Origin of the sequence: Pseudomonas sp. NFACC51 (assembly GCF_900103575.1) — a bacterium.
Lineage (GTDB): Bacteria > Pseudomonadota > Gammaproteobacteria > Pseudomonadales > Pseudomonadaceae > Aquipseudomonas > Aquipseudomonas fluorescens_Q.
Map to the genome: position 1 here is coordinate 174,615 of NZ_FMXH01000003.1, position 19,964 is coordinate 194,578.

Genomic DNA, 19,964 nt, shown 5'->3' on the forward strand with positions numbered 1-19,964 from the left:
GGGCGACCGATGTCGCCAGCAAAACAGGCTTAGAGCATGGAATTGCGTGCAGATCTGCTGATTGTCGGCGCCGGTATGGTCGGCAGCGCCCTGGCGCTGGCGTTGCAGGACAGTGGCCTGCAAGTGCTGTTGCTCGACGGCAGCCCGATGAGCGTCAAACCCTTCGATCCCCAGGCCGCGTTCGAGCCCCGAGTCAGTGCCTTGTCGACGGCCAGCCAGCGGATCCTCGATCGCCTGGGCGTCTGGGACGGCATCACCGCCCGACGCGCCAGCCCCTATACCGACATGCACGTCTGGGACGGCAGCGGCACCGGGCAGATCCATTTCTCGGCCGCCAGCCTGCACGCCGAGGCGCTTGGGCACATCGTTGAAAACCGCGTTGTGCAGGACGCCTTGCTGGATCGACTGCATGACTGCGACCTGGGCCTGCTGGCCAATGCCCGGCTGGAGCAGATGCGTCGTTCCGGTGACGACTGGCTGCTGACCTTGGCCGATGGCCGCACGTTGCGCGCGCCCCTGGTCATCGCGGCTGACGGCGCGAATTCCGCTGTGCGCCGCCTGACTGGCGTTGCCACGCGCGAATGGGATTACCTGCACCACGCCATCGTCACCAGCGTGCGCAGCGCCCGGTCGCATCGAATGACGGCCTGGCAGCGTTTCACCGACAACGGTCCGCTGGCGTTCCTGCCACTTGAGCGTGACGGTCAGCACGATTGGTGCTCGATTGTCTGGTCCACCACCCCCGGTGAAGCGCAGCGCTTGATGGCGCTCGATGAAACTGAATTCTGCAGCGAACTGGAACGAGCCTTCGAAGGCCAGCTCGGTACGATACTGAGTGCCGACCCGCGCCTGTGCGTGCCGCTGCGCCAACGACATGCCAAGCGCTATGTGGCCGAAGGGCTGGCGCTGATCGGCGACGCGGCCCATACCATTCATCCGTTGGCCGGGCAGGGCGTGAACCTGGGCTTCCTCGACGCCGCCGTGCTGGCCGAAGTGCTGTTGCAGGCGGCTGGGCGTGGCGAGCGACTGGCGGACGTGAAGGTGCTGAGCCGCTACGAGCGGCGACGCATGCCCCATAACCTGGCGTTGATGGCGGCGATGGAAGGTTTCGAGCGGTTGTTCCAGGCCGATCCATTGCCAGTGCGCTGGTTGCGTAACACCGGGCTGAAACTGGTAGACCGCATGCCTGAGGCCAAGGCGTTGTTCGTGCGCGAGGCGCTGGGGTTGATTGGGGATTTGCCGGATCTGGCCAAGGCCTGAGATGTGGGTTGGGGCTCATGGCCCTGTCGCGGGCAAGCCTTGCTCCCACAGGTGTGCAACTTGGGACGAGCTTTGTGGGAGCAAGGCTTGCCCGCGATGACGGACGCAAAAACACTGCGCATCTCAAAGTTGCAACATTTGGAAATGTGTCCACCCACTGTTCGATTGAGTTGCCAAATGTGAGTCCTTATCATTTGCGCTTCGTTCACAATCCAGAGACCGCTACCATGTTGGCAACCAAGCGCCTGCTGTCCGCCCTCGCCTTGACCCTGATCGGCTCCACTGCCGTACAGGCCGCCGATGAGGTGGTGGTCTACTCCTCGCGTATCGACGAACTCATCAAACCGGTCTTCGATACCTACACCAAGGAAACTGGCGTGTCGGTGAAGTTCATCACCGACAAGGAAGCGCCGCTGATGCAGCGGATCAAGGCCGAAGGCGAGAACGCCACTGCCGACCTGCTGCTCACCGTCGACGCCGGCAACCTCTGGCAGGCCGAGCAAATGGGCATTCTCCAGCCGTTCACGTCGCCGGTGATCGACGCCAACATCCCGTCCCAATATCGCGCCTCTTCCCACGCCTGGACCGGCTTGAGCCTGCGGGCGCGAACCATTGTCTACTCCACCGAGCGGGTCAAACCCAGCGAATTGACCACCTACGAAGCGCTGGCTGGCAAAGAGTGGGAAGGCCGCCTGTGCCTGCGGACCTCGAAGAAGGTCTACAACCAGTCGCTGACCGCCACGCTGATCGAAACCCACGGTGCGGAAAAAACCGAGGAGATCCTCAAGGGCTGGGTCCGGAACCTGTCCACCGACGTCTTCTCCGATGACACCGCCCTGCTTGAGGCAATCAACGCCGGGCAATGCGACGTCGGCATCGTCAATACCTATTACTATGGCCGCCTGCACCAGCAGAAGCCGGACCTGAAGGTGAAGCTGTTCTGGCCGAACCAGGCCGACCGTGGGGTGCACATCAACCTCTCGGGGATTGGCTTGACCAAGCATGCACCGCATCCGGACGCCGCGAAGAAGCTGGTGGAGTGGATGACCACGCCGCAAGCGCAAAGCATCTTCGCCGACGTGAACCAGGAATTCCCGGCCAACCCGAAAGTCGAGCCGTCCAAGGAAGTAGCGGCCTGGGGCAAGTTCAAGGCCGATACCCTGCCAGTGGAAGTGGCGGGTAAACGCCAGGCCGAAGCCATCCGCATGATGGATCGCGCTGGCTGGAACTAAGACGAGCTTGTGCTCCTGATGGTATGTGGCGAGGGAGCTTGCTCCCGCTGGAGGGCGAAGCCCTCCCAGAAGATCTGCTGGGATCTATCTCAAGGGCCATGATCCAGGGCCTGGGGCTACTTCGTAGCCCAGCGGGAGCAAGCTCCCTCGCCACAGGGGCAATTTGTCAGCGATGATATTTGGGCACACATTGCGCGGCACAATCATTTAAACGAGAGCTCCCCTTGGCCCACCCCGTCCAACGCCGCTGGTATCCCCTGGTCTTCGCCATCGCCGCGCTGGTCCTGCTGCCCCTTAGCGTCTTGCTGTTGTCCTGGCAGAGCATCGACCAACAGATATGGTCCCACCTGTGGGATACGCAAATGCCGCGCTTGTTGGGCAACACCCTCACGTTGATCCTTGGCGTGGGTGTCGGGGTGACGTTGCTGGGTGTCAGTCTCGCCTGGCTCACCAGCCTGTGTGAGTTCCCCGGGCGACGCTGGCTCGACTGGGCGTTGATGCTGCCGTTTGCGATACCGGCCTACGTGTTGGCGTTTGTCTTCGTTGGCCTGCTGGACTTTGCCGGCCCCGTACAGACGCTCATGCGCGAATGGTTCGGCAGCGGCCTGCGCCTGCCCCGGGTCCGTTCCACCGGTGGGGTGATCCTGGTGCTGGTGCTGGTTTTTTACCCTTACGTCTATCTGCTGGCGCGCAGTGCATTCCTGGCCCAGGGCAAGGGCTTGATGGAAGCGGCGCGGGTGCTCGGGCAGTCGCCGTGGCAGGCTTTCTGGCGCGTGGCGCTGCCGATGGCCCGGCCGGCCATCGGTGCGGGCGTGGCGTTGGCGCTGATGGAAACCCTGGCGGATTTTGGCGCGGTGTCGGTGTTCAACTTCGACACCTTTACCACCGCGATCTACAAGACCTGGTATGGCTTCTTCAGCCTCTCCAGTGCTGCCCAACTGGCCAGCCTGCTGTTGCTGGCGGTGATGCTGGTGGTCTACGGCGAACGCCGGGCTCGTGGTGCCCACCGAGCCAGTAACGAACGTCCCCGAGCCAAGGCTTTGTATACGTTGCGCGGTCTGAAGGCCGCGGCAGCCAGCAGTTGGTGTTTCCTGGTGTTCGCCTGTGCCTTTGTCATTCCGGTGCTGCAATTGGTGGTGTGGTTCTGGCAACGCGGTCGTTTCGACCTGGACGAACGTTATGCCGGGTTGATCGTCCACACCCTCTACCTGGGCGGCCTGGCCGCGCTGATCACCGTTTGCGTGGCCTTGCTGCTGGCGTTCGCCCGACGGCTGGCGCCAACCCGTCCGATTCGTGCCGGCGTCGGCCTGGCGAACCTGGGCTATGCCTTGCCCGGTTCGGTGCTCGCGGTGTCGATCATGCTTGCATTCAGCTACCTGGACCGTGAGCTGGTCATCCCGCTGTCGACCTGGCTCGGAGGGGCAGGCAAACCGTTATTGCTGGGTAGCCTGTCGGCACTGTTGCTGGCGTATCTGGTGCGCTTTTTGGCGGTGGCCTACGGTCCGTTGGAGAGCAGCCTGGCGCGCATTCGCCCGTCTTTGCCCGAGGCTGCACGCAGCCTTGGGGTCAGTGGGCCACGACTGTTTTTCAAAGTGTATCTGCCCTTGCTGTTGCCCGGCACTTTGAGCGCGGCGTTGCTGGTGTTCGTCGACGTGCTCAAGGAAATGCCCGCGACGCTGCTGATGCGCCCGTTCGGCTGGGACACGCTGGCGGTGCGGATCTTCGAGATGACCAGCGAAGGGGAGTGGGCCCGGGCCGCGCTGCCGGCGCTGACGTTGGTACTGGTGGGGTTGTTGCCAGTCATCGGATTGATACGACGTTCGGCCCATCGAAACAGCTAGGTGCCAGTCCCACCTCATGCGGCTACAATGCGCGGCATTCGGTGCGGTCCGTCTGTCGGACCGGGCAACTGAGAACGTCAGAAAACTCCTTTTTTCAGATGTTCGCGCTATGCAGTGCCCGTCCGCACCTTCGCCAAGCCCGGAAGGAGAAACCCATGGGACAGCGTACGCCTCTGTATGACCTTCATCTCGCCCTCGGCGCGAAGATGGTCGATTTTGGCGGTTGGGATATGCCTTTGCATTACGGCTCGCAAGTCGAAGAACACCATCAGGTGCGTCGCGACTGCGGAGTGTTCGATGTATCCCACATGACCGTGATCGATGTCGACGGCCCCCAGGCCAAGGTTTGGCTGCAGCGTTTGCTGGCCAATGACGTCGATCGCTTGCAGGACACAGGCAGTGCCCTGTACAGCGCGATGCTCAATGAGCGCGGCGGCATCGTCGACGACATGATTATCTACCGTGTCGAGGACGGTTATCGATTGGTCTTCAACGCCTCGACTCGTGATCAGGATCTGGCCTGGATGCAGGCACAGCTCGGTGGCTACGACGTGCAGCTGCATGAGCGCCCCGAATTGGCGATGCTGGCGATCCAAGGCCCCCAGGCCCGGCAGAAGATTGCCGAACTGGTGACGCAACCGCGTGGGCAAATCATCCAGCAACTCAAGCCTTTCGAAGGGCGCGCCGACGGCGAATGGTTCATCGCCCGGACCGGCTACACCGGCGAAGATGGCTTGGAAATCGTCTTGCCTGCCCAGGAGGCCCCGAGTTTCTTCAACGACCTGGTAGGGGCCGGCATTTCGCCAATTGGCCTCGGCGCCCGCGACACCTTGCGCCTGGAGGCCGGCATGAACCTCTACGGCCAGGACATCAATCAAGACGTTTCGCCCCTGGCCTCGAACATGGCCTGGAGCATCGCCTGGGAACCGGCGAGCCGTCCGTTCATCGGGCGCAGTGCGCTGGAAGCCGAGCTTGCCAGCGGTGTACAGCACAAACTGGTCGGGCTGGTGCTGGAAGAGCGGGGTGTTTTGCGCGCCCATCAGGTGGTTCGCATCGCCAATGTTGGCGAAGGGGAGATCACCAGTGGTAGTTTTTCTCCTACGCTTAGCAAGTCGATCGCCCTGGCACGTGTTCCGATGGCAACCGCCGACCGTGCCGAGGTAGAAATTCGTGGTAAGTGGTACCCGGTACGGGTGGTCAAGCCGACCTTCGTCCGCCATGGCAAAACCCTGATCTAACCTTTTTGCGGCGGGCCGCTGGCCGCTGACACTTTCTATTGAGGACACAGAATATGAGTGATATCCCTGCCGAACTGCGTTTTGCCGAAAGCCATGAGTGGGCACGCCTGGAAGCTGACGGTACCGTCACCGTGGGCATCAGCGATCATGCGCAGGAAGCCCTGGGCGATGTGGTCTTTGTCGAGCTGACTGAAGTCGGTAAGGTCTTTGGCGCAGGTGACCAGGCCGGTGTGGTTGAGTCGGTCAAGGCTGCTTCCGACATCTATTCCCCGATTGCGGGTGAAGTGATCGCGATCAACGACGAGCTGAGTGGCGTGCCGGAGTCGCTCAACTCCAATCCTTACGGTGCCTGGATCTTCAAGCTCAAGCCGAGCAACACAGCTGATTTGGACAAGTTGCTTGATGCGGCAGGCTACAAGGCTGCTATCGGCGAATAAGGACGACTGCACCTGTGGGAGCGAGCTTGCTCGCGATAGCGGTGGATCGATCGTTCCCACGCTCCTGCGTGGGAATGTCGCCAGGGACGCTCCGCGTTCCGCTTCTGGAATGTGACGCAGAGCGTCACGGGATGCATCCCCACGCAGAGCGTGGGGACGATCAGCTTCAAGCCAATCCACGGGTTGTCTGGGCTGACGCCTTCGCGAGCAAGCTCGCTTCCACAGGGGGGGTAGCCTCGGGATGTTCGCCGGACAAAAAAATGCCGCTCAATGGAGCGGCATTTTTTATTGGCCGGGAATCACTCCTGGGCGACGGCGTTTTTCGCCAGGATAGCGTTGGCCAGTTCCATGTCGGTGGCTTGCAGGCCTGGGTTGTCAGCACGCACTTTCTGCATCGCCGCTTCCAGGTAAGGGCCACGAATACCGCCGTCACTGGCGACGAAGCTGCCGGCATCATCCTGGGCGGCGACGATCAGCTTGTGATCCTTGAAAGTCAGGTAGGTGGAACCGGTGGTTGCACCGGATGAGATGACGTTACGCCAAAACGTGTCGGCCATTGCCGAGCCAACAGGAAGAGACAGCAAGGCTAGGGTAGCGACAGCAAGTTTGAGACGCATGATAGGTGACTCCACTGGGTTAACTATGACGTTGGATTACCCGCGCCTCTATTCAGTTCCATGACTTCTCAGTCAGCCCGTTCCACCTGCAGCACCGCCCCTTCCTGCGCCACCACCCTGACTCGCGTGCCCACGGACGACTCGGGCCCCTTGGCCAGCCAGACGCTGTCGGCCACCTTGATCTTGCCACGGCCATCGACAATCGCTTCATGAACCTGGAAGACCTTGCCGATCAGCTCTTGCCCGCGCAGGTTCAGGTGCGGTTGATCGCTTTGGCGCACCGCGCTGCGCTGGCGCTGCCACCAGTACAGTGCCGTTGCGATGGCGAACAGGCCGAACAACAGGAACTGCAGCTCCCACGGCATCTGCGGCAGGATGAACGTGAGCACGCCAACTGCCGCGGCGGCCATGCCGATCCACAGCAAGTAGCCGCCGGCACCGAACACTTCGAGGATCAGCAGGATGACGCCCAGCGCCAGCCAGTCCCAGTACGACAGGTGTTGCAGGAACATCCACATAGGCGTGCCTCAGGTTTTCTTGCTATCGAAGGTGGCCTTGACGATCTCGCCAATGCCGCCGACCGCACCGATGACCTGGCTGGCTTCCAGTGGCATCAGGATCACCTTGCTGTTGTTGGCCGAAGCCAGTTTGCCCAGCGCATCGATGTATTTCTGCGCGACGAAGTAGTTCACGGCCTGGACGTTGCCGTCGGCAATCGCCTGGGACACCACTTGGGTGGCCAGCGCTTCGGCTTGCGCCTGGCGCTCGCGGGCTTCGGACTCCAGGAACGCGGCTTGACGGCTGCCCTCGGCCTCGAGGATTTGCGCCTGCTTCTTGCCTTCGGCGGTGAGAATCGCCGACGCTCGCAGGCCCTCGGCTTCGAGGATCTGGGCACGCTTGATACGTTCGGCTTTCATCTGCCCCGACATGGCGGCCATCAGGTCGGCTGGCGGGCTGATGTCCTTGATCTCGATCCGGGTGATCTTGATGCCCCACGGCGCTGTGGCTTCATCGACGGTGCGCAGCAGTTTTTCATTGATACCGTCGCGCTGGCTCAGCATCGCGTCCAGCTCCATGGACCCCAGCACGGTACGGATATTGGTTTGCAGCAGGTTGCGGATGGCGTGCTCGAGGTTGTTCACCTCGTAGGCCGCCTGGGCCGTATTGACCACTTGGAAGAAGCACACGGCGTCGATCTGCACCGTGGCGTTGTCGGCGGTAATGACCTCCTGGGGCGGGATGTCCAGTACGCTTTCCATGACATTGATCTTGCGCCCGATGCGATCCATCACCGGGATGATGATGTTCAGGCCGGGCTTGAGCGTGTTGGTGTAGCGCCCGAACCGCTCGACGGTCCATTGGTAGCCTTGGGGCACGACCTTGAACCCCATGAACAGGATGGCGACCACGAGGCCGATGAAAAGTAAAAGTACGCTACCGATCTGCATGACGGTTCCCTGTGCGAATTGAGATGGACCTGCGAGCCCTGAGTGTAGGGCACGCGGCCAGTATCTTCGCTATGGTCCGTTCCGCTTTGTTTGTGGGATCTTTCTGCCCCTGAGCCAGACAGTTCCTACTTCTGCTCGCTTTGCGGCGTCACCCGCAGCACTTCCTCGACCGTGGTCAAGCCCGCCGCCACCTTTTGCGCCCCCGACAGGCGCAGGCTGCGCATGCCTTCCTTGAATGCCTGGCGGCGTACCGCCAGCAGGTCGGTGTCGGGGTGGATCAAGGCCTTGACGCTGTCGGTCAGTTGCATGATTTCGTAGACGCCGGCGCGGCCGCGGTAACCGGTGTCGCGGCATTCCAGGCAGCCGACGGCCTGTTGGGCATTGCTCGGCAACGGTGCCTGCCAGGGCCGCGTCAGGGTCTGCCAGTCGTCTTCGTCCAGGGTCAGCGGGGCCTTGCATTGCGGGCACAGGGTGCGCACCAGCCGTTGGGCCATGACCCCGAGCACGGTGGCCTTGATCAGGTAATGGGGCACACCCAGCTCCAGCAGGCGACTGATGGCGCTCGGCGCGTCGTTGGTGTGCAGCGTCGACAGCACAAGGTGCCCGGTGAGCGCCGCCTGGATCGCCATCTCGGCGGTCTCCAGGTCGCGGATCTCACCGATCATGATGATGTCCGGGTCTTGTCGCATCAGTGCCCGCACCCCGGCGGCGAAGGACAGGTCGATGTTGTGCTGGACCTGCATCTGGTTGAAGGAGGCCTCTACCATTTCAATCGGGTCCTCGATGGTGCAGAGGTTCACTTCCGGCGTCGCCAGTTTCTTGAGCGTGGTGTAGAGGGTGGTGGTCTTGCCGGAACCGGTAGGCCCGGTCACCAGGATGATGCCGTTGGGCTGGCGGGTCATGTCCTGCCAGCGACGCAGGTCGTCGGCGGAGAATCCGAGTTGGTCGAAATCCTTGAGCAACACTTCCGGGTCGAAAATCCGCATGACCATTTTTTCGCCGAACGCCGTGGGCAAGGTCGACAAACGCAATTCCACTTCGCCGCCATCCGGGGTCTTGGTCTTGACCCGGCCGTCCTGGGGTTTGCGTTTTTCCGCGACGTTCATCCGCCCCAGGCTCTTGAGACGGCTGACGATTGCCATCGTGACCTGCGGCGGGAACTGATAGACGGTGTGCAGCACCCCGTCGATGCGAAACCGCACGGTGCCCTGCTCGCGGCGCGGTTCGATGTGGATATCACTGGCGCGCTGCTGGAAGGCGTACTGGAACAGCCAGTCGACAATATTGACGATGTGGGCGTCGTTGGCGTCCGGTTCCTGGTCGCTGGCGCCCAGGTTGAGCAACTGTTCGAAATTGCTCAGGTTGCTCGGTTGCTGATCGACCGTGGTGGCGCCGCTGACCGATTTGGCCAGGCGATAGAACTCCACGCTCAAGCGCTGGATGTCCACAGGATTGGCGACCACCCGCTTGATCGGTAGCTTGAGCACGTGGGTCAGGTCGGCTTCCCAACTGTTGACGTAGGGCTGTGCGCTGGCGACGGTGACGGCGTCACGATCGACCGCCACCGCAAGGATCTTGTGACGCTGGGCAAAGGCATAGGACATCAAGGGGGTCACGGCCGCGACGTTGATTTTCAACGGGTCGATGCGCATGTAGGGCTGGTCGGCCTGCTGGGACAACCACAAGGTCAGGTTCTCCAGGTCCAGGCGCTTGCCGGGCCGGCTGAGGTCGTCCAGGTGCTGGTTGGCGATGAACTCCAGCGGATGCAACTGGCTATTGGCGCTGTGGCGTCGGCGGGCGTTCAGCGCGGTTTCGGCTGAATCCTGGCTGATGAGGCCCTGGGTGACCAGTTGGCGCAGCAGATCGTTGAGGTCCAGCCAGCGGTCCTGAGTGGCGTGTTTGGTGGACATGCGGGTTCCTATTGGACAATTGCAGCAAAGCCGCGATACAGACGCTTCGGCGTCCTCGCTCGGTCTGCAAAAGAATAGTCCCGACCCCGTAGACCGTTGGGCCACTACCCGACCAATGCGTTACCAATTCTTGCCCGTGGGCGTTCAGCAGACGGCTTGGGCCGGCCCAACGTGCGCAATATCAGCGTCTTGCAGGTCCACCGAACAGACGCTGATCAGGTTACGTAATTTTTCAGCGATGACCTGGGCACGGTGCCAGCTCAGCCCGTCCATGACGATGTCCAGCGATAGCACATCGCCTGGGCGTTCGACATGAACCTGCTGCGGCGTCAGGCCCTGCAAGGCAAACAGGTTCAACGCCCGACACAGTAAATCCGGCTCGGCTTCGGCCAATATCCGGTACTGCACCCGACAATGGGTATTGGCGGCGTGCCAGACGTCGGCGCGGGTCGGGGCTATGGCAACGGCTTCGAGTGGGGGCATGTTCGGTCTCCTTGGTGGCGGGAGAAATATTTACATGCGAGTCGGGGTATTTCTTATCTAAGATGAGTGATTCTGGCGATATTTTGAATCGCTTGATTTTCTAAATCAGTCATTTTGGGTTTGATTATGCACAGCGAATTGGATGGCTACGACCGCAGGATACTGGCGTTGCTGCAGGAGGATGCCTCGCTGTCCAGTGCACAGATCGCCGAACAGGTCGGCTTGTCTCAATCGCCATGCTGGCGGCGGATCCAGCGGATGAAGGACGAGGGCATCATTCGTGGCCAGGTGACCCTGCTGGATCGCAAGAAAATCGGCCTTAACACGCAGATCTTCGCCGAAATCAAACTCAACGCCCGCGGCCGTTCGAACTTCACCGAGTTCACCGAGGCGATCCGCGGCTTCCCCGAAGTACTGGAGTGTTACGTGCTGATGGGGTCGGTGGATTTTCTGTTGCGCATCGTCACGGCGGACATCGAGGCATATGAGCGATTCTTTTTCGAAAAGCTGTCGATGGTGCCGGGGATCCAGGAAGTGAACTCGATCGTGGCGCTGTCGGAGATCAAGTCGACGACGAGTTTGCCGGTGGTGCGCTGAGTTCTGTGGAGGATGTGCTGGCCCCATCGCGAGCAAGCTCGCTCCCACAGTTGATCATCAGCGGCCACTAGATGTGGTTACAACGCTGAACCCCTGTGGGAGCGAGCTTGCTCGCGATGGCGGCGTCACAGGCGCAGCAAAGTCTTCCAAGCCCGATTCTGGTACACCGCAATCGCCTGTTGCTTGCGCGCATCCAGCGTTTCGTCGGTGATCGGTTGGTTGGCCAATTGCGCCAGTTTGTTCAGTTCACCGTAGAGGCGATCCATTTCCGGGATCTCCAGCACATGGCGGGCGTGGTGCAGCCAGGCCTGGATGCGTTCGATGCGCGGCAGTTGCTCGGCCAGGTCTTCCGGCTGCTGCTGGTAGCGTTGCAGTTGCAGGGACGACGACTCTTCGCCGAGCAGGCGCGGCAGCCAACTGCCCAGTTGCGCCGCGCCCTGGCGATTGCCACGGGTGTTGCGCTCGGCGGCCCAGCTGCGAGCCAGCAGCCAGCGTGAAGTGTTGAGGGAAAACAGGCCCCAACGCGGGTCTTGCAGCTCTTCAAGGAACTGTTCCGGTGCCGCCTTGCGCACGTCTTCGTCATCCAGGCCGGCCTGGACCAGTGGGCGCCAGTCTTCCAGCAACGCGTCCAGGGCCAGGCGCAAATCGTGGGTCGATTGGCGCGGCGCGGCCTGGCCGAGGCTGCTGAGCAGGGCACGCAGTTCGGCGAGGTTTTCCACCCAGTCCTGCAGCAGGCGCCAATGGCCGTTGAAACGGTATTGTTCGGCCAGGCGCTGGCTGCTGCCGAGCAGATGCCAGCTCAGCGCGGCGAAGGCGTCATCCAGCGGCGTTTCGGCGGTCAGTTGTGGCGCTGGCAGGCTCAGGGCGTAGCTGCCCGCGTCGTACAGGCGATAGCCACGCTCGGCCTTGCTGATGTCGCAGGGCATCAGGGGCAGGGTCGCGGCCAGCTCGGCGGCCAGTTCCAGCAGGGCGGCGGGTTCGCCTTCGCGCAGTTCCAGCTCCAGTTCGCAGATTTCTTCCTTCTGCTTGCCGACCACCACATGGCCCAGGTCCAGGGCGGCTTCGATGACCACCTTGCTTTTGCCACGGCCCCAGGCAATTTCAGCGCGTTCGCGAACGAAATCGGTGGTGAAGATGGCCTTGAGGGTTTTCTTGTCCAGTTCGGCCAAGGCCTCTGGCCAGCATTCGCCATCGAGCTTCTTCAGGTCGAGCTTGGCCTTGGGCAGGTGCCAATCGTACTCGTTGCGCTCGGACAGGCCGGCGACGCTTTGGCCGCGGGTCTTGAGGGTCTGGATCACTTCTTCGCCATCGCGACGCAGGCGCAGGGCGACCTTGGCCCGGGCCAGGTCACGCTCCGGCGTGTCGAAATACTGGTTCATCAGTTCGTGGCGTTCCCAGCCACTCTTGTTGCGTTTTTTCAGCAGCGGGTGCTCGCGCAGGGCTGCCAGGGTCTCGCGGCTGACGCGGAGTTTGATTTCGGTTTCTTTCTGCATGGCCGGAAAATCCAGGGATCGGGTGTGCAGCCGGGGGAAGGTGTGGCTGCCAAGGTCGTGCAGTGTACAGGACTCGCTCATCCTACGCGCCGCGGCGGTTTATTCCTTGCGCCAGATGGTTCTATGATGGACATCAATCTGTAAGCCCGGAGTCAGCGATGCCTTTGCCGTCCATGAAAGATCAATTCGCTGCCCTGATCGCCGCCCCTTCGGTCAGTTGTACCCAGCCTGGGCTGGACCAGTCCAACAGTGCCGTGATCGAGCTGCTGGCGGGTTGGCTCGGCGACCTTGGGTTCTCCTGCGACATCCAGCAGGTCAGCCCCGGCAAATTCAACCTGCTGGCCAGTTTCGGCAGCGGCCCCGGCGGCCTGGTACTGGCTGGCCACAGCGACACGGTGCCGTTCGACGGCGCGTTGTGGCAGACCGATCCGCTGAAGCTCACCGAGGTCGATGGCCGCTGGGTGGGCCTGGGCAGTTGTGACATGAAGGGTTTTTTTGCCTTGGTCATCGAAGCGGTCAAGCCGCTGCTGGACCAACCGTTCAAGCAACCGCTGCTGATCCTCGCGACCTGCGACGAAGAAAGCTCCATGGCCGGCGCCCGGGCCCTGGCCGATGCCGGGCGACCACTGGGGCGTGCGGCGGTGATCGGTGAGCCGACCGGCCTGCGGCCGATTCGCTTGCACAAAGGCGTGATGATGGAGCGCATCGACATTCTCGGGCGCAGCGGCCATTCCTCCGATCCGAGCCTGGGCCACAGCGCGCTGGAAGCCATGCACGATGCCATGGGCGAACTGCGCGGGCTGCGCCTGCGATGGCAACGTGAGTTCCGTAACCCGCAGTTCACCGTGCCACAACCGACCCTGAACTTCGGCTGCATCCATGGCGGCGACAATCCCAACCGCATCTGCGGCCAATGTTCCATGGAATTCGACCTGCGCCCCCTGCCGGGCATGGACCCGCAAGTGCTGCGGGCGGCGATCCAACAGAAGCTCGACCCCATCGCCGAACGCCATAAAGTCAAGATCGACTACGCACCGCTGTTCCCCGAAGTGCCACCATTCGAGCAGGCCGAAGACTGCGAACTGGTACGGGTGGCCGAGCGACTCACCGGCCATCGTGCCGAAGCAGTGGCGTTCGGCACCGAAGCGCCTTATCTTCAGCGCCTTGGCTGCGAAACCCTGGTGCTTGGTCCTGGCGATATCGCCTGTGCCCACCAGCCGGGTGAGTACCTTGAAATGTCACGTTTGCAACCTACCGTACAGCTGTTGCGTCAGTTGATCGGACATTACTGCCTGACGCCGGTCACCGCCGGCTAAATTGCCCGTATCCGGGCCCGTATTCATGAGGAGAACGCGCGTGTCGCCAAGCCTGTTCCGACGATAACCACCAGCCCGCTGTGCGTTCCGTTTCGTCTTTTTTCGGCTGTTATTTATTACAGGCCCAGGTTCATGCCCGAATACGTCAATTGGCTTCGTCACGCTTCGCCCTACATCAACGCCCACCGCGATTGCACCTTCATCGTCATGCTGCCCGGCGATGGGGTGGAACACCCTAATTTCGGCAACATCGTCCATGACCTGGTGTTGTTGCACAGCCTCGGCGTGCGCCTGGTGCTGGTCCATGGTTCGCGCCCGCAGATCGAAACCCGCCTCGCTGCGCGGGGCCTCACGCCGCATTATCACCACGGCATGCGCATCACCGATGCCGCGACCCTGGAGTGCGTGATCGACGCGGTCGGCCAGCTGCGCATCGCCATCGAGGCCCGCCTGTCCATGGACATGGCGTCCTCGCCCATGCAGGGCTCGCGGCTGCGGGTCGCCAGCGGCAACCTGGTCACTGCGCGTCCCATCGGTGTGCTCGAAGGAGTGGACTATCACCACACCGGTGAAGTGCGCCGGGTCGATCGCAAGGGCATCAATCGGCTGCTGGACGAGCGCTCCATCGTGTTGCTGTCGCCGTTGGGTTATTCCCCCACCGGAGAGATCTTCAACCTGGCCTGTGAAGACGTTGCCACACGGGCGGCCATCGACCTGGCGGCCGACAAGCTGCTGTTGTTCGGCAGCGAGCAGGGGTTGATCGGCGAAGATGGCAGGTTGGTGCGCGAGCTGCGTCCGCAGCAGGTGCCGGCTCATATACAGCGCCTGGGCAGTGACTACCAGGCCGAACTGCTGGATGCGGCGGCCCAGGCCTGCCGTGGCGGCGTGGCCCGTAGCCATATCGTCAGTTACGTCGAAAACGGTGCGCTGCTGGCCGAGCTGTTCACCCGCGATGGCAGCGGGACGCTGGTGGCCCAGGAGCAATTCGAGGTGGTGCGCGAAGCGGCCATCGAAGATGTCGGCGGCCTGCTGGACCTGATCAGCCCGCTGGAAGAGCAGGGAATCCTGGTGCGTCGCTCCCGCGAAGTGCTGGAACGCGAGATCGAACAATTCAGCGTGGTCGAGCGCGAAGGCATGATCATCGCCTGCGCGGCGTTGTACCAGATCGCCGATTCGGATGCCGGGGAACTGGCCTGCCTGGCGGTGAACCCGGAATACCGCCATGGTGGCCGGGGCGATGAACTGCTGGAGCGAATCGAAACCCGGGCCCGCGCCCAGGGGCTCAAGACGCTGTTCGTGCTGACGACCCGCACCGCCCACTGGTTCCGCGAACGTGGTTTCGAGCCCAGCAGCGTCGAGCGCCTGCCGGCGGCGCGGGCGTCGCTCTACAACTATCAGCGTAATTCGAAAATCTTCGAAAAGGCCTTGTAACCCCCTGGTCATTCCTACCTGCGGGGGACTGTCGCAGGTTGCGTCTTTTTGATTTCAAACAATGAATCGTCAGACGCATAGCGATCAAGATCGCAACCTTCGCAGTTCCCGGCGCGTAGCCAATGAGTATCTAGAGCAGGCCTCTACGCCGGGGATTTCCTTTCTGGGAGGTCCCGACAGAAAACCATTCAGTAATCAGCAGGCTGGCCGATACGCCGGGTCACGGTTGACGAAGCTTTGATGGCGGCTATATTTCCAAACGAGCTGAAAACTGTTGAAACAATTCTTTTTGGGATTATAAAAAATCCATTATCCTGCGGGCCGGTGTAGAGGGGTTAGACCATAGTCGTAGTCATAAATGCTTACGATTGACTTGTCAGTCACGGTCTGGCGCTAATCGCGCATCCGCGGAATCCGGGCGTTCGATCCGGAGCCAAAGATACACAAGAATTAGAAAACGAGAGGAGCGAAGCATGAACAAGTCCACCTTGGCCCTGGCAGTGGCCGTTGGGGTTCTGGCGCAGCAGGCAGGCGCCGCCGGTTTTATCGAAGACAGCAAGGCTACCTTGGGTCTGCGCAACTTCTACATCAACACGGATAACCGTGATTCGGCTGCTACAACGAACAAGTCTGAAGAATGGGGCCAAGGTTTCGACCTGCGCTTCACTTCCGGCTACACCCAAGGCACCGTCGGCTTCGGTATCGATGCTATCGGCCTGCTGGGAATCAGGCTGGATTCGGGCGGCGGTACCAACGGTGCCTCCAATAACAGCTACGGCGGCACGGTCTTCCCGAGCAAGTCCAACGGCGAAGCGGTGGATAACTTCTCCAGCCTGGGCCTGACCGCCAAGGCGAAGATATCCCAGACCGAGCTGAAGCTGGGCACCCTGCAGCCAAAACTGCCGGTCATCGTGACCAACGATGGTCGTCTGCTGCCGCAAACCTTCCAGGGTGGCCAGATCACCTCGAACGAGATCAAGGACCTGACGCTCGTCGGCGGCCAGATCGAGCACGCCAAGGGGCGTAACTCAAGCAACAACGAGGAGTTGTCCATTGCCGGTGCGAACGGTCGTACCGCCAGCGGTCGTGACAGCAACAAGTTCATCTACGGTGGCGGTGACTACAAAATCACCAAGGACCTGACTGCCCAGTACTACTACGGCAACCTGGAAGACTTCTACAAGCAACACTTCCTGGGCCTGATCCACAACTGGGCCATCGGCCCGGGTGTACTGAAGTCCGACCTGCGTTATTTCAACAGCCGCAGCGACGGCGCCAATGGTCATGACTCCACCTACTACACCACTGGCTACTATGGCGGCAGCGTCACCAAGGGCAAGGTCGACAACAACCTGTACAGCGGCCTGTTTCTGTACACCGTTGCCGGTCACACCTTTGGTGGTGGTTACCAAGCGAGCAACGGCGACAGTGATTTCCCTTGGCTGAACCAGGGCGACGGGTCGTCGGCTTACCTGACCACCGACATGCAAATCGCCAAGTTCGCCCGTGCCGGTGAACGTACCTGGCAGGGTCGCTACTCGTACGACTTCGCCAAGCTCGGCGTTCCTGGCTTGACCGCTGGTGTCATCTACCTGCGCGGCGACAACATCGACCACGCCACTGGTGACAAGACCGAGTGGGAACGTGACATCACTGTTGGCTACGTCGTACCGGAAGGTGCGCTGAAGAACGTTGGCGTGATGTGGAAAAACGCTACCTGGCGTAACGACATCCCAGGTCAGCGCGACCAGGATGAAAACCGCCTGATCGTCAGTTATTCGATCCCGCTGCTGTAAGCAACGCGCTCACCTGACGAAAAAAAGCCCCGCCCGGCATCACGCCGGACGGGGCTTTTGCGTTTTCGGCGGCAGGTAGCAAGCTCTATCCCTTACTCCTTCTGCCGCGACGACCCAGTGCTATGACGCCGACTCCCTCGCGTCCTTACGCAGGACGAACGCACTGAATGCTAGGAAATCGTCCAGATGGCCGGTAATGATCGCAACCATGATCGGCAGTTGCAGAGCTTGATAGTCATGCACGGCGATGTTCCTGAAGCCCACCATGTTCTTCAGATTTTTCACCAAACCTTCTTCCACCCAGCCACTTTGGAAAAGCAACTCGAACACATCCCGGGAGCTTTGCGGGACACCCAACCGCTCACGTCGAATCAAATGCTGCCCTATATCCAGCGCCGCTTCACATGCACGCTGGATATTCAGAACAGCCGAATCCTGGCGAGTGAAATCGGTGGCAAATGTAGCGGGATCCTTCTCGTATTCCTCCCGCACCCGGGCGATACAACGCTCGATACTCGCTGCTTTGTTGATCAGTACGTCATCGGCCATACACGCTGCCTTCTTCCTGAATATCCTTGAGCAAGCCTGCCCGAGCCTCGTCGAGAGCGGTCTTTTCGCTGAGAACAAAACACTCGAACAACCCCGCCTGTACGTCGCGGGCCCAGAGTCTCTGGCCTCGGGTCACGATCTGATATTGCATGACGGTGGTTGTCGCACGTAGGTCAATCAGATCCACCGGACTGCCAGCGATATCTGCCAAATCCCCTGAAAGCTGCCATAACGACACAGGGTCAACCTCGCCGGACAAGAGCACGGCCAAATCGACATCACTGTCAGGCCCGGCGGTTCCCTGCGCATGGCTACCAAACAGGTAAACCGCCAGCAGACCAGGGAGGTGGTTTTGCAGATGAGTTAATAAGGCTTGAGTGTTCATGCTGCCTATCCTAGCCGCTCGTCCTCAAATCGCCTCAATAATTTCCGTAGTGTGGGTATAAAACAAAAAAAGCCCCGCCCGGCAGCACGCCGGGCGGGGCTCTTGCGTTTCGGGTCTGGCCCACCCCTGTAGCCTTCCCCGAACCTTCTCCTCTTTTCAGCAACTCGAGGCCTTCTCGAACCTCGGAAATGATCTTGGGCCGCTATGCGCCAGGACGCCAGTGAACAGTTTTTTATATTCATTAATGATCTAAATAAATGGGTATTCATTCTTTTTAAAGCAATGAAAACCGGTGCACAGTTGGTCCCACAACAACCATCCAGGAGCCCCACCATGAGCCTCAGACTCGGCGACATCGCCCCCGACTTCGAACAGGATTCCAGCGCCGGCAAGATCCGTTTCCACGAATGGCTCGGTGACAGCTGGGGCGTGCTGTTTTCCCACCCGGCGGATTTCACCCCGGTGTGCACCACCGAGTTGGGCCTGACCGCCAAGCTCAAGGATGAATTCGCCCAGCGCGGGGTCAAGGTCATTGCCCTCTCGGTTGACCCGGTGGACTCGCACCACAAATGGATCGAGGACATCAACGAGACCCAGAACGCCGTGGTCAATTTTCCGATCCTGGCCGATGCCGATCGCAAGGTGTCGGACCTGTACGACCTGATCCATCCCAACGCCAGCGACACGTTGACTGTGCGTTCCTTGTTCGTGATCGACCCGAACAAGAAGATCCGCCTGACCATTACCTACCCGGCCAGCACCGGGCGCAATTTCAATGAGATCCTGCGGGTGATCGACTCGCTCCAATTGACCGACAACTACAAAGTCGCCACTCCGGCCAACTGGCAGGACGGTGATGAAGTGGTGATCGTGCCGTCGCTCAAGGATGAAGAGGAACTCAAGCAGCGCTTCCCCAAGGGTTACCGCGCCGTGAAACCTTACCTGCGCCTGACCCCACAGCCCAATCGCTGAGGCAACACCTGAACCTGATCTGATGATCGTTCCCACGCTTGCGTGGGAACGCCTCAACGGACGCTCCGCGTTCGGCTTTTGGGACGCAGAGCGTCCCTGGCTGCATTCCCACGCAGAGCGTGGGGAACGATCAGTACCTGTGCACCAAGGGTTTTGGCCGTTTCGACGGCCTTTTTTATTGCGCCAAGGAAAAGACATTGCATATCTCAAAATTGCATAACCAAATGAATAAATATGATTTATGGATATATAAATCCCCTGTTATGGTTTGCCCCATACAGCGAGATCGCCCACCGCGAATCGCACGTGACAGTTAAGGAAGGGTAGGCATGTTGGTCGTCTCACTCGGTGGCAGTCCCAGTCAACGCTCCCGCTCCGGGGTGCTGCTGGAGCGGTCGCAACGCTGGTTGCAGCAGCAAGGTGTGGAAGTGGTGAGCTATCAGGTGCGCGACTTCCCGGCCGAAGATCTGCTCCATGCCCGTTTCGACAGCCCTAAGGTGGTCGACCTGCTCCAGCAGATCGAAAATGCCGACGGCCTGTTGATTGCCACGCCGGTGTACAAGGCGTCTTTTTCCGGTGCGCTGAAGACCGTACTGGACTTGCTGCCTGAACGGGCCCTGGCCCATAAGGTGGTGTTGCCGATGGCAACCGGCGGCAGCATCGCCCATATGCTGGCGGTGGATTACGCCCTCAAGCCGGTGTTGTCGGCGCTCAAGGCCCAGGAAATGCTCCATGGGATCTTTGCCGAAGACAGCCAGATCGCTTACGGCGAAGGCAGCGCCCAGGCGCAATTGGCGCCGGCCCTGCAGCAGCGCCTGGACGAGGCGCTGGAACAGTTTTTCAGCGCCATGGCCCGCCGGCCCAGGCCGCTGGACCCCAGTGTATTGAACGAACGTTTGTTGAGTGCTCGCTGGAGCATTTGAACCCCTGACACTCTGATTCAACTCACCTTACTCAGC

General features: G+C 60.9%; 19 protein-coding genes. 11 read left to right on the top strand and 8 right to left on the bottom strand.

Annotated elements, in window-relative coordinates; genetic code table 11:
• Positions 1-42 precede the first annotated feature (42 nt).
• The 5 genes from BLT00_RS07675 to gcvH all read left to right on the top strand — a co-directional run bounded on the left by BLT00_RS07675 (position 43) and on the right by gcvH (position 6,008).
• Positions 43-1,260 carry a 2-octaprenyl-3-methyl-6-methoxy-1,4-benzoquinol hydroxylase gene (locus tag BLT00_RS07675; RefSeq protein WP_175456251.1) on the top strand — a complete coding sequence of 406 codons (1,218 nt, stop codon included), beginning with the start codon at positions 43-45 and terminating at the stop codon, positions 1,258-1,260.
• 227 nt (positions 1,261-1,487) lie between these two features.
• A complete protein-coding gene (locus BLT00_RS07680) occupies positions 1,488-2,492 on the top strand; it encodes an extracellular solute-binding protein (RefSeq protein ID WP_063323876.1) in 1,005 nt (334 codons plus the stop codon).
• 224 nt (positions 2,493-2,716) lie between these two features.
• Complete coding sequence (locus BLT00_RS07685; protein WP_063323877.1) at positions 2,717-4,333, top strand: ABC transporter permease; 1,617 nt, start codon at positions 2,717-2,719, stop codon at positions 4,331-4,333.
• A 155-nt stretch (positions 4,334-4,488) separates the two neighbouring features.
• On the top strand, positions 4,489-5,571 hold the full coding sequence (gene gcvT, locus BLT00_RS07690) for a glycine cleavage system aminomethyltransferase GcvT (RefSeq protein ID WP_063323878.1): 1,083 nt from the start codon (positions 4,489-4,491) through the stop codon (positions 5,569-5,571).
• Between the two features lie 53 nt (positions 5,572-5,624).
• A complete protein-coding gene (gene gcvH, locus BLT00_RS07695) occupies positions 5,625-6,008 on the top strand; it encodes a glycine cleavage system protein GcvH (RefSeq protein ID WP_092149147.1) in 384 nt (127 codons plus the stop codon).
• Positions 6,009-6,307: 299 nt separating this feature from the next.
• On the opposite strand, the gene BLT00_RS07700 is transcribed toward gcvH, so the two are convergent.
• The 5 genes from BLT00_RS07700 to BLT00_RS07720 all read right to left on the bottom strand — a co-directional run bounded on the left by BLT00_RS07700 (position 6,308) and on the right by BLT00_RS07720 (position 10,466).
• Positions 6,308-6,628, bottom strand: coding sequence for a DUF2388 domain-containing protein (locus BLT00_RS07700; RefSeq protein WP_170867266.1), 321 nt, complete (start codon positions 6,626-6,628; stop codon positions 6,308-6,310).
• Between the two features lie 65 nt (positions 6,629-6,693).
• Complete coding sequence (locus tag BLT00_RS07705; protein WP_063323881.1) at positions 6,694-7,143, bottom strand: NfeD family protein; 450 nt, start codon at positions 7,141-7,143, stop codon at positions 6,694-6,696.
• A gap of 9 nt (positions 7,144-7,152) precedes the next feature.
• Positions 7,153-8,073: an SPFH domain-containing protein gene (locus tag BLT00_RS07710; RefSeq protein WP_063323882.1), complete on the bottom strand. Its 921-nt coding sequence runs from the start codon at positions 8,071-8,073 to the stop codon at positions 7,153-7,155.
• Positions 8,074-8,198: 125 nt separating this feature from the next.
• The gene (locus BLT00_RS07715; RefSeq protein ID WP_092149144.1) at positions 8,199-9,983 is read right to left on the bottom strand and encodes a type IV pilus assembly ATPase TfpB; all 1,785 of its coding nucleotides are present in this window, start codon (positions 9,981-9,983) and stop codon (positions 8,199-8,201) included.
• 144 nt (positions 9,984-10,127) lie between these two features.
• Positions 10,128-10,466: a hypothetical protein gene (locus BLT00_RS07720; protein WP_092149141.1), complete on the bottom strand. Its 339-nt coding sequence runs from the start codon at positions 10,464-10,466 to the stop codon at positions 10,128-10,130.
• Positions 10,467-10,592: 126 nt separating this feature from the next.
• Between BLT00_RS07720 and BLT00_RS07725 the strand changes: the two genes are divergently transcribed.
• Positions 10,593-11,063: an Lrp/AsnC family transcriptional regulator gene (locus tag BLT00_RS07725; protein ID WP_092149138.1), complete on the top strand. Its 471-nt coding sequence runs from the start codon at positions 10,593-10,595 to the stop codon at positions 11,061-11,063.
• A 125-nt stretch (positions 11,064-11,188) separates the two neighbouring features.
• On the opposite strand, the gene BLT00_RS07730 is transcribed toward BLT00_RS07725, so the two are convergent.
• A complete protein-coding gene (locus BLT00_RS07730) occupies positions 11,189-12,556 on the bottom strand; it encodes a CYTH domain-containing protein (RefSeq protein WP_063325205.1) in 1,368 nt (455 codons plus the stop codon).
• Positions 12,557-12,714: 158 nt separating this feature from the next.
• Between BLT00_RS07730 and argE the strand changes: the two genes are divergently transcribed.
• The 3 genes from argE to BLT00_RS07745 all read left to right on the top strand — a co-directional run bounded on the left by argE (position 12,715) and on the right by BLT00_RS07745 (position 17,099).
• Positions 12,715-13,872 carry an acetylornithine deacetylase gene (argE, locus tag BLT00_RS07735; protein ID WP_063323886.1) on the top strand — a complete coding sequence of 386 codons (1,158 nt, stop codon included), beginning with the start codon at positions 12,715-12,717 and terminating at the stop codon, positions 13,870-13,872.
• Between the two features lie 132 nt (positions 13,873-14,004).
• Positions 14,005-15,303, top strand: coding sequence for an amino-acid N-acetyltransferase (gene argA, locus BLT00_RS07740; RefSeq protein ID WP_063323887.1), 1,299 nt, complete (start codon positions 14,005-14,007; stop codon positions 15,301-15,303).
• A gap of 473 nt (positions 15,304-15,776) precedes the next feature.
• The gene (locus BLT00_RS07745) at positions 15,777-17,099 is read left to right on the top strand and encodes an OprD family porin (protein WP_063323888.1); all 1,323 of its coding nucleotides are present in this window, start codon (positions 15,777-15,779) and stop codon (positions 17,097-17,099) included.
• A 120-nt stretch (positions 17,100-17,219) separates the two neighbouring features.
• On the opposite strand, the gene BLT00_RS07750 is transcribed toward BLT00_RS07745, so the two are convergent.
• Positions 17,220-17,648 carry a type VII toxin-antitoxin system HepT family RNase toxin gene (locus BLT00_RS07750; RefSeq protein ID WP_092149135.1) on the bottom strand — a complete coding sequence of 143 codons (429 nt, stop codon included), beginning with the start codon at positions 17,646-17,648 and terminating at the stop codon, positions 17,220-17,222.
• Positions 17,638-18,033 (bottom strand): type VII toxin-antitoxin system MntA family adenylyltransferase antitoxin, encoded by a 396-nt coding sequence (locus BLT00_RS07755; protein WP_063323890.1) that lies wholly within the window; start codon positions 18,031-18,033, stop codon positions 17,638-17,640. The genes BLT00_RS07750 and BLT00_RS07755 overlap by 11 nt, the downstream gene beginning before the upstream one ends.
• Before the next feature lie 333 nt (positions 18,034-18,366).
• Here BLT00_RS07755 and BLT00_RS07760 point away from each other — a divergent pair, with 333 nt between their 5' ends.
• Complete coding sequence (locus BLT00_RS07760; RefSeq protein ID WP_092149132.1) at positions 18,367-19,005, top strand: peroxiredoxin; 639 nt, start codon at positions 18,367-18,369, stop codon at positions 19,003-19,005.
• 329 nt (positions 19,006-19,334) lie between these two features.
• Positions 19,335-19,928: an NADPH-dependent FMN reductase gene (ssuE, locus tag BLT00_RS07765; RefSeq protein WP_063323891.1), complete on the top strand. Its 594-nt coding sequence runs from the start codon at positions 19,335-19,337 to the stop codon at positions 19,926-19,928.
• Positions 19,929-19,964: the final 36 nt, after the last annotated feature.

What these genes read in the sequence shown, in the direction of transcription:
- BLT00_RS07720 (WP_092149141.1), bottom strand. Translation starts at nt 10,466, where the DNA reads ATGCCCCCACTCGAAGCCGTTGCCATAGCCCCGACCCGCGCCGACGTC.
- BLT00_RS07680 (WP_063323876.1), top strand. Translation starts at nt 1,488, where the DNA reads ATGTTGGCAACCAAGCGCCTGCTGTCCGCCCTCGCCTTGACCCTGATC.
- argE (WP_063323886.1), top strand. Translation starts at nt 12,715, where the DNA reads ATGCCTTTGCCGTCCATGAAAGATCAATTCGCTGCCCTGATCGCCGCC.
- argA (WP_063323887.1), top strand. Translation starts at nt 14,005, where the DNA reads ATGCCCGAATACGTCAATTGGCTTCGTCACGCTTCGCCCTACATCAAC.
- BLT00_RS07725 (WP_092149138.1), top strand. Translation starts at nt 10,593, where the DNA reads ATGCACAGCGAATTGGATGGCTACGACCGCAGGATACTGGCGTTGCTG.
- BLT00_RS07730 (WP_063325205.1), bottom strand. Translation starts at nt 12,556, where the DNA reads ATGCAGAAAGAAACCGAAATCAAACTCCGCGTCAGCCGCGAGACCCTG.
- gcvH (WP_092149147.1), top strand. Translation starts at nt 5,625, where the DNA reads ATGAGTGATATCCCTGCCGAACTGCGTTTTGCCGAAAGCCATGAGTGG.
- BLT00_RS07760 (WP_092149132.1), top strand. Translation starts at nt 18,367, where the DNA reads ATGAGCCTCAGACTCGGCGACATCGCCCCCGACTTCGAACAGGATTCC.
- gcvT (WP_063323878.1), top strand. Translation starts at nt 4,489, where the DNA reads ATGGGACAGCGTACGCCTCTGTATGACCTTCATCTCGCCCTCGGCGCG.
- BLT00_RS07710 (WP_063323882.1), bottom strand. Translation starts at nt 8,073, where the DNA reads ATGCAGATCGGTAGCGTACTTTTACTTTTCATCGGCCTCGTGGTCGCC.
- BLT00_RS07705 (WP_063323881.1), bottom strand. Translation starts at nt 7,143, where the DNA reads ATGTGGATGTTCCTGCAACACCTGTCGTACTGGGACTGGCTGGCGCTG.
- ssuE (WP_063323891.1), top strand. Translation starts at nt 19,335, where the DNA reads ATGTTGGTCGTCTCACTCGGTGGCAGTCCCAGTCAACGCTCCCGCTCC.
- BLT00_RS07745 (WP_063323888.1), top strand. Translation starts at nt 15,777, where the DNA reads ATGAACAAGTCCACCTTGGCCCTGGCAGTGGCCGTTGGGGTTCTGGCG.
- BLT00_RS07750 (WP_092149135.1), bottom strand. Translation starts at nt 17,648, where the DNA reads ATGGCCGATGACGTACTGATCAACAAAGCAGCGAGTATCGAGCGTTGT.
- BLT00_RS07755 (WP_063323890.1), bottom strand. Translation starts at nt 18,033, where the DNA reads ATGAACACTCAAGCCTTATTAACTCATCTGCAAAACCACCTCCCTGGT.
- BLT00_RS07715 (WP_092149144.1), bottom strand. Translation starts at nt 9,983, where the DNA reads ATGTCCACCAAACACGCCACTCAGGACCGCTGGCTGGACCTCAACGAT.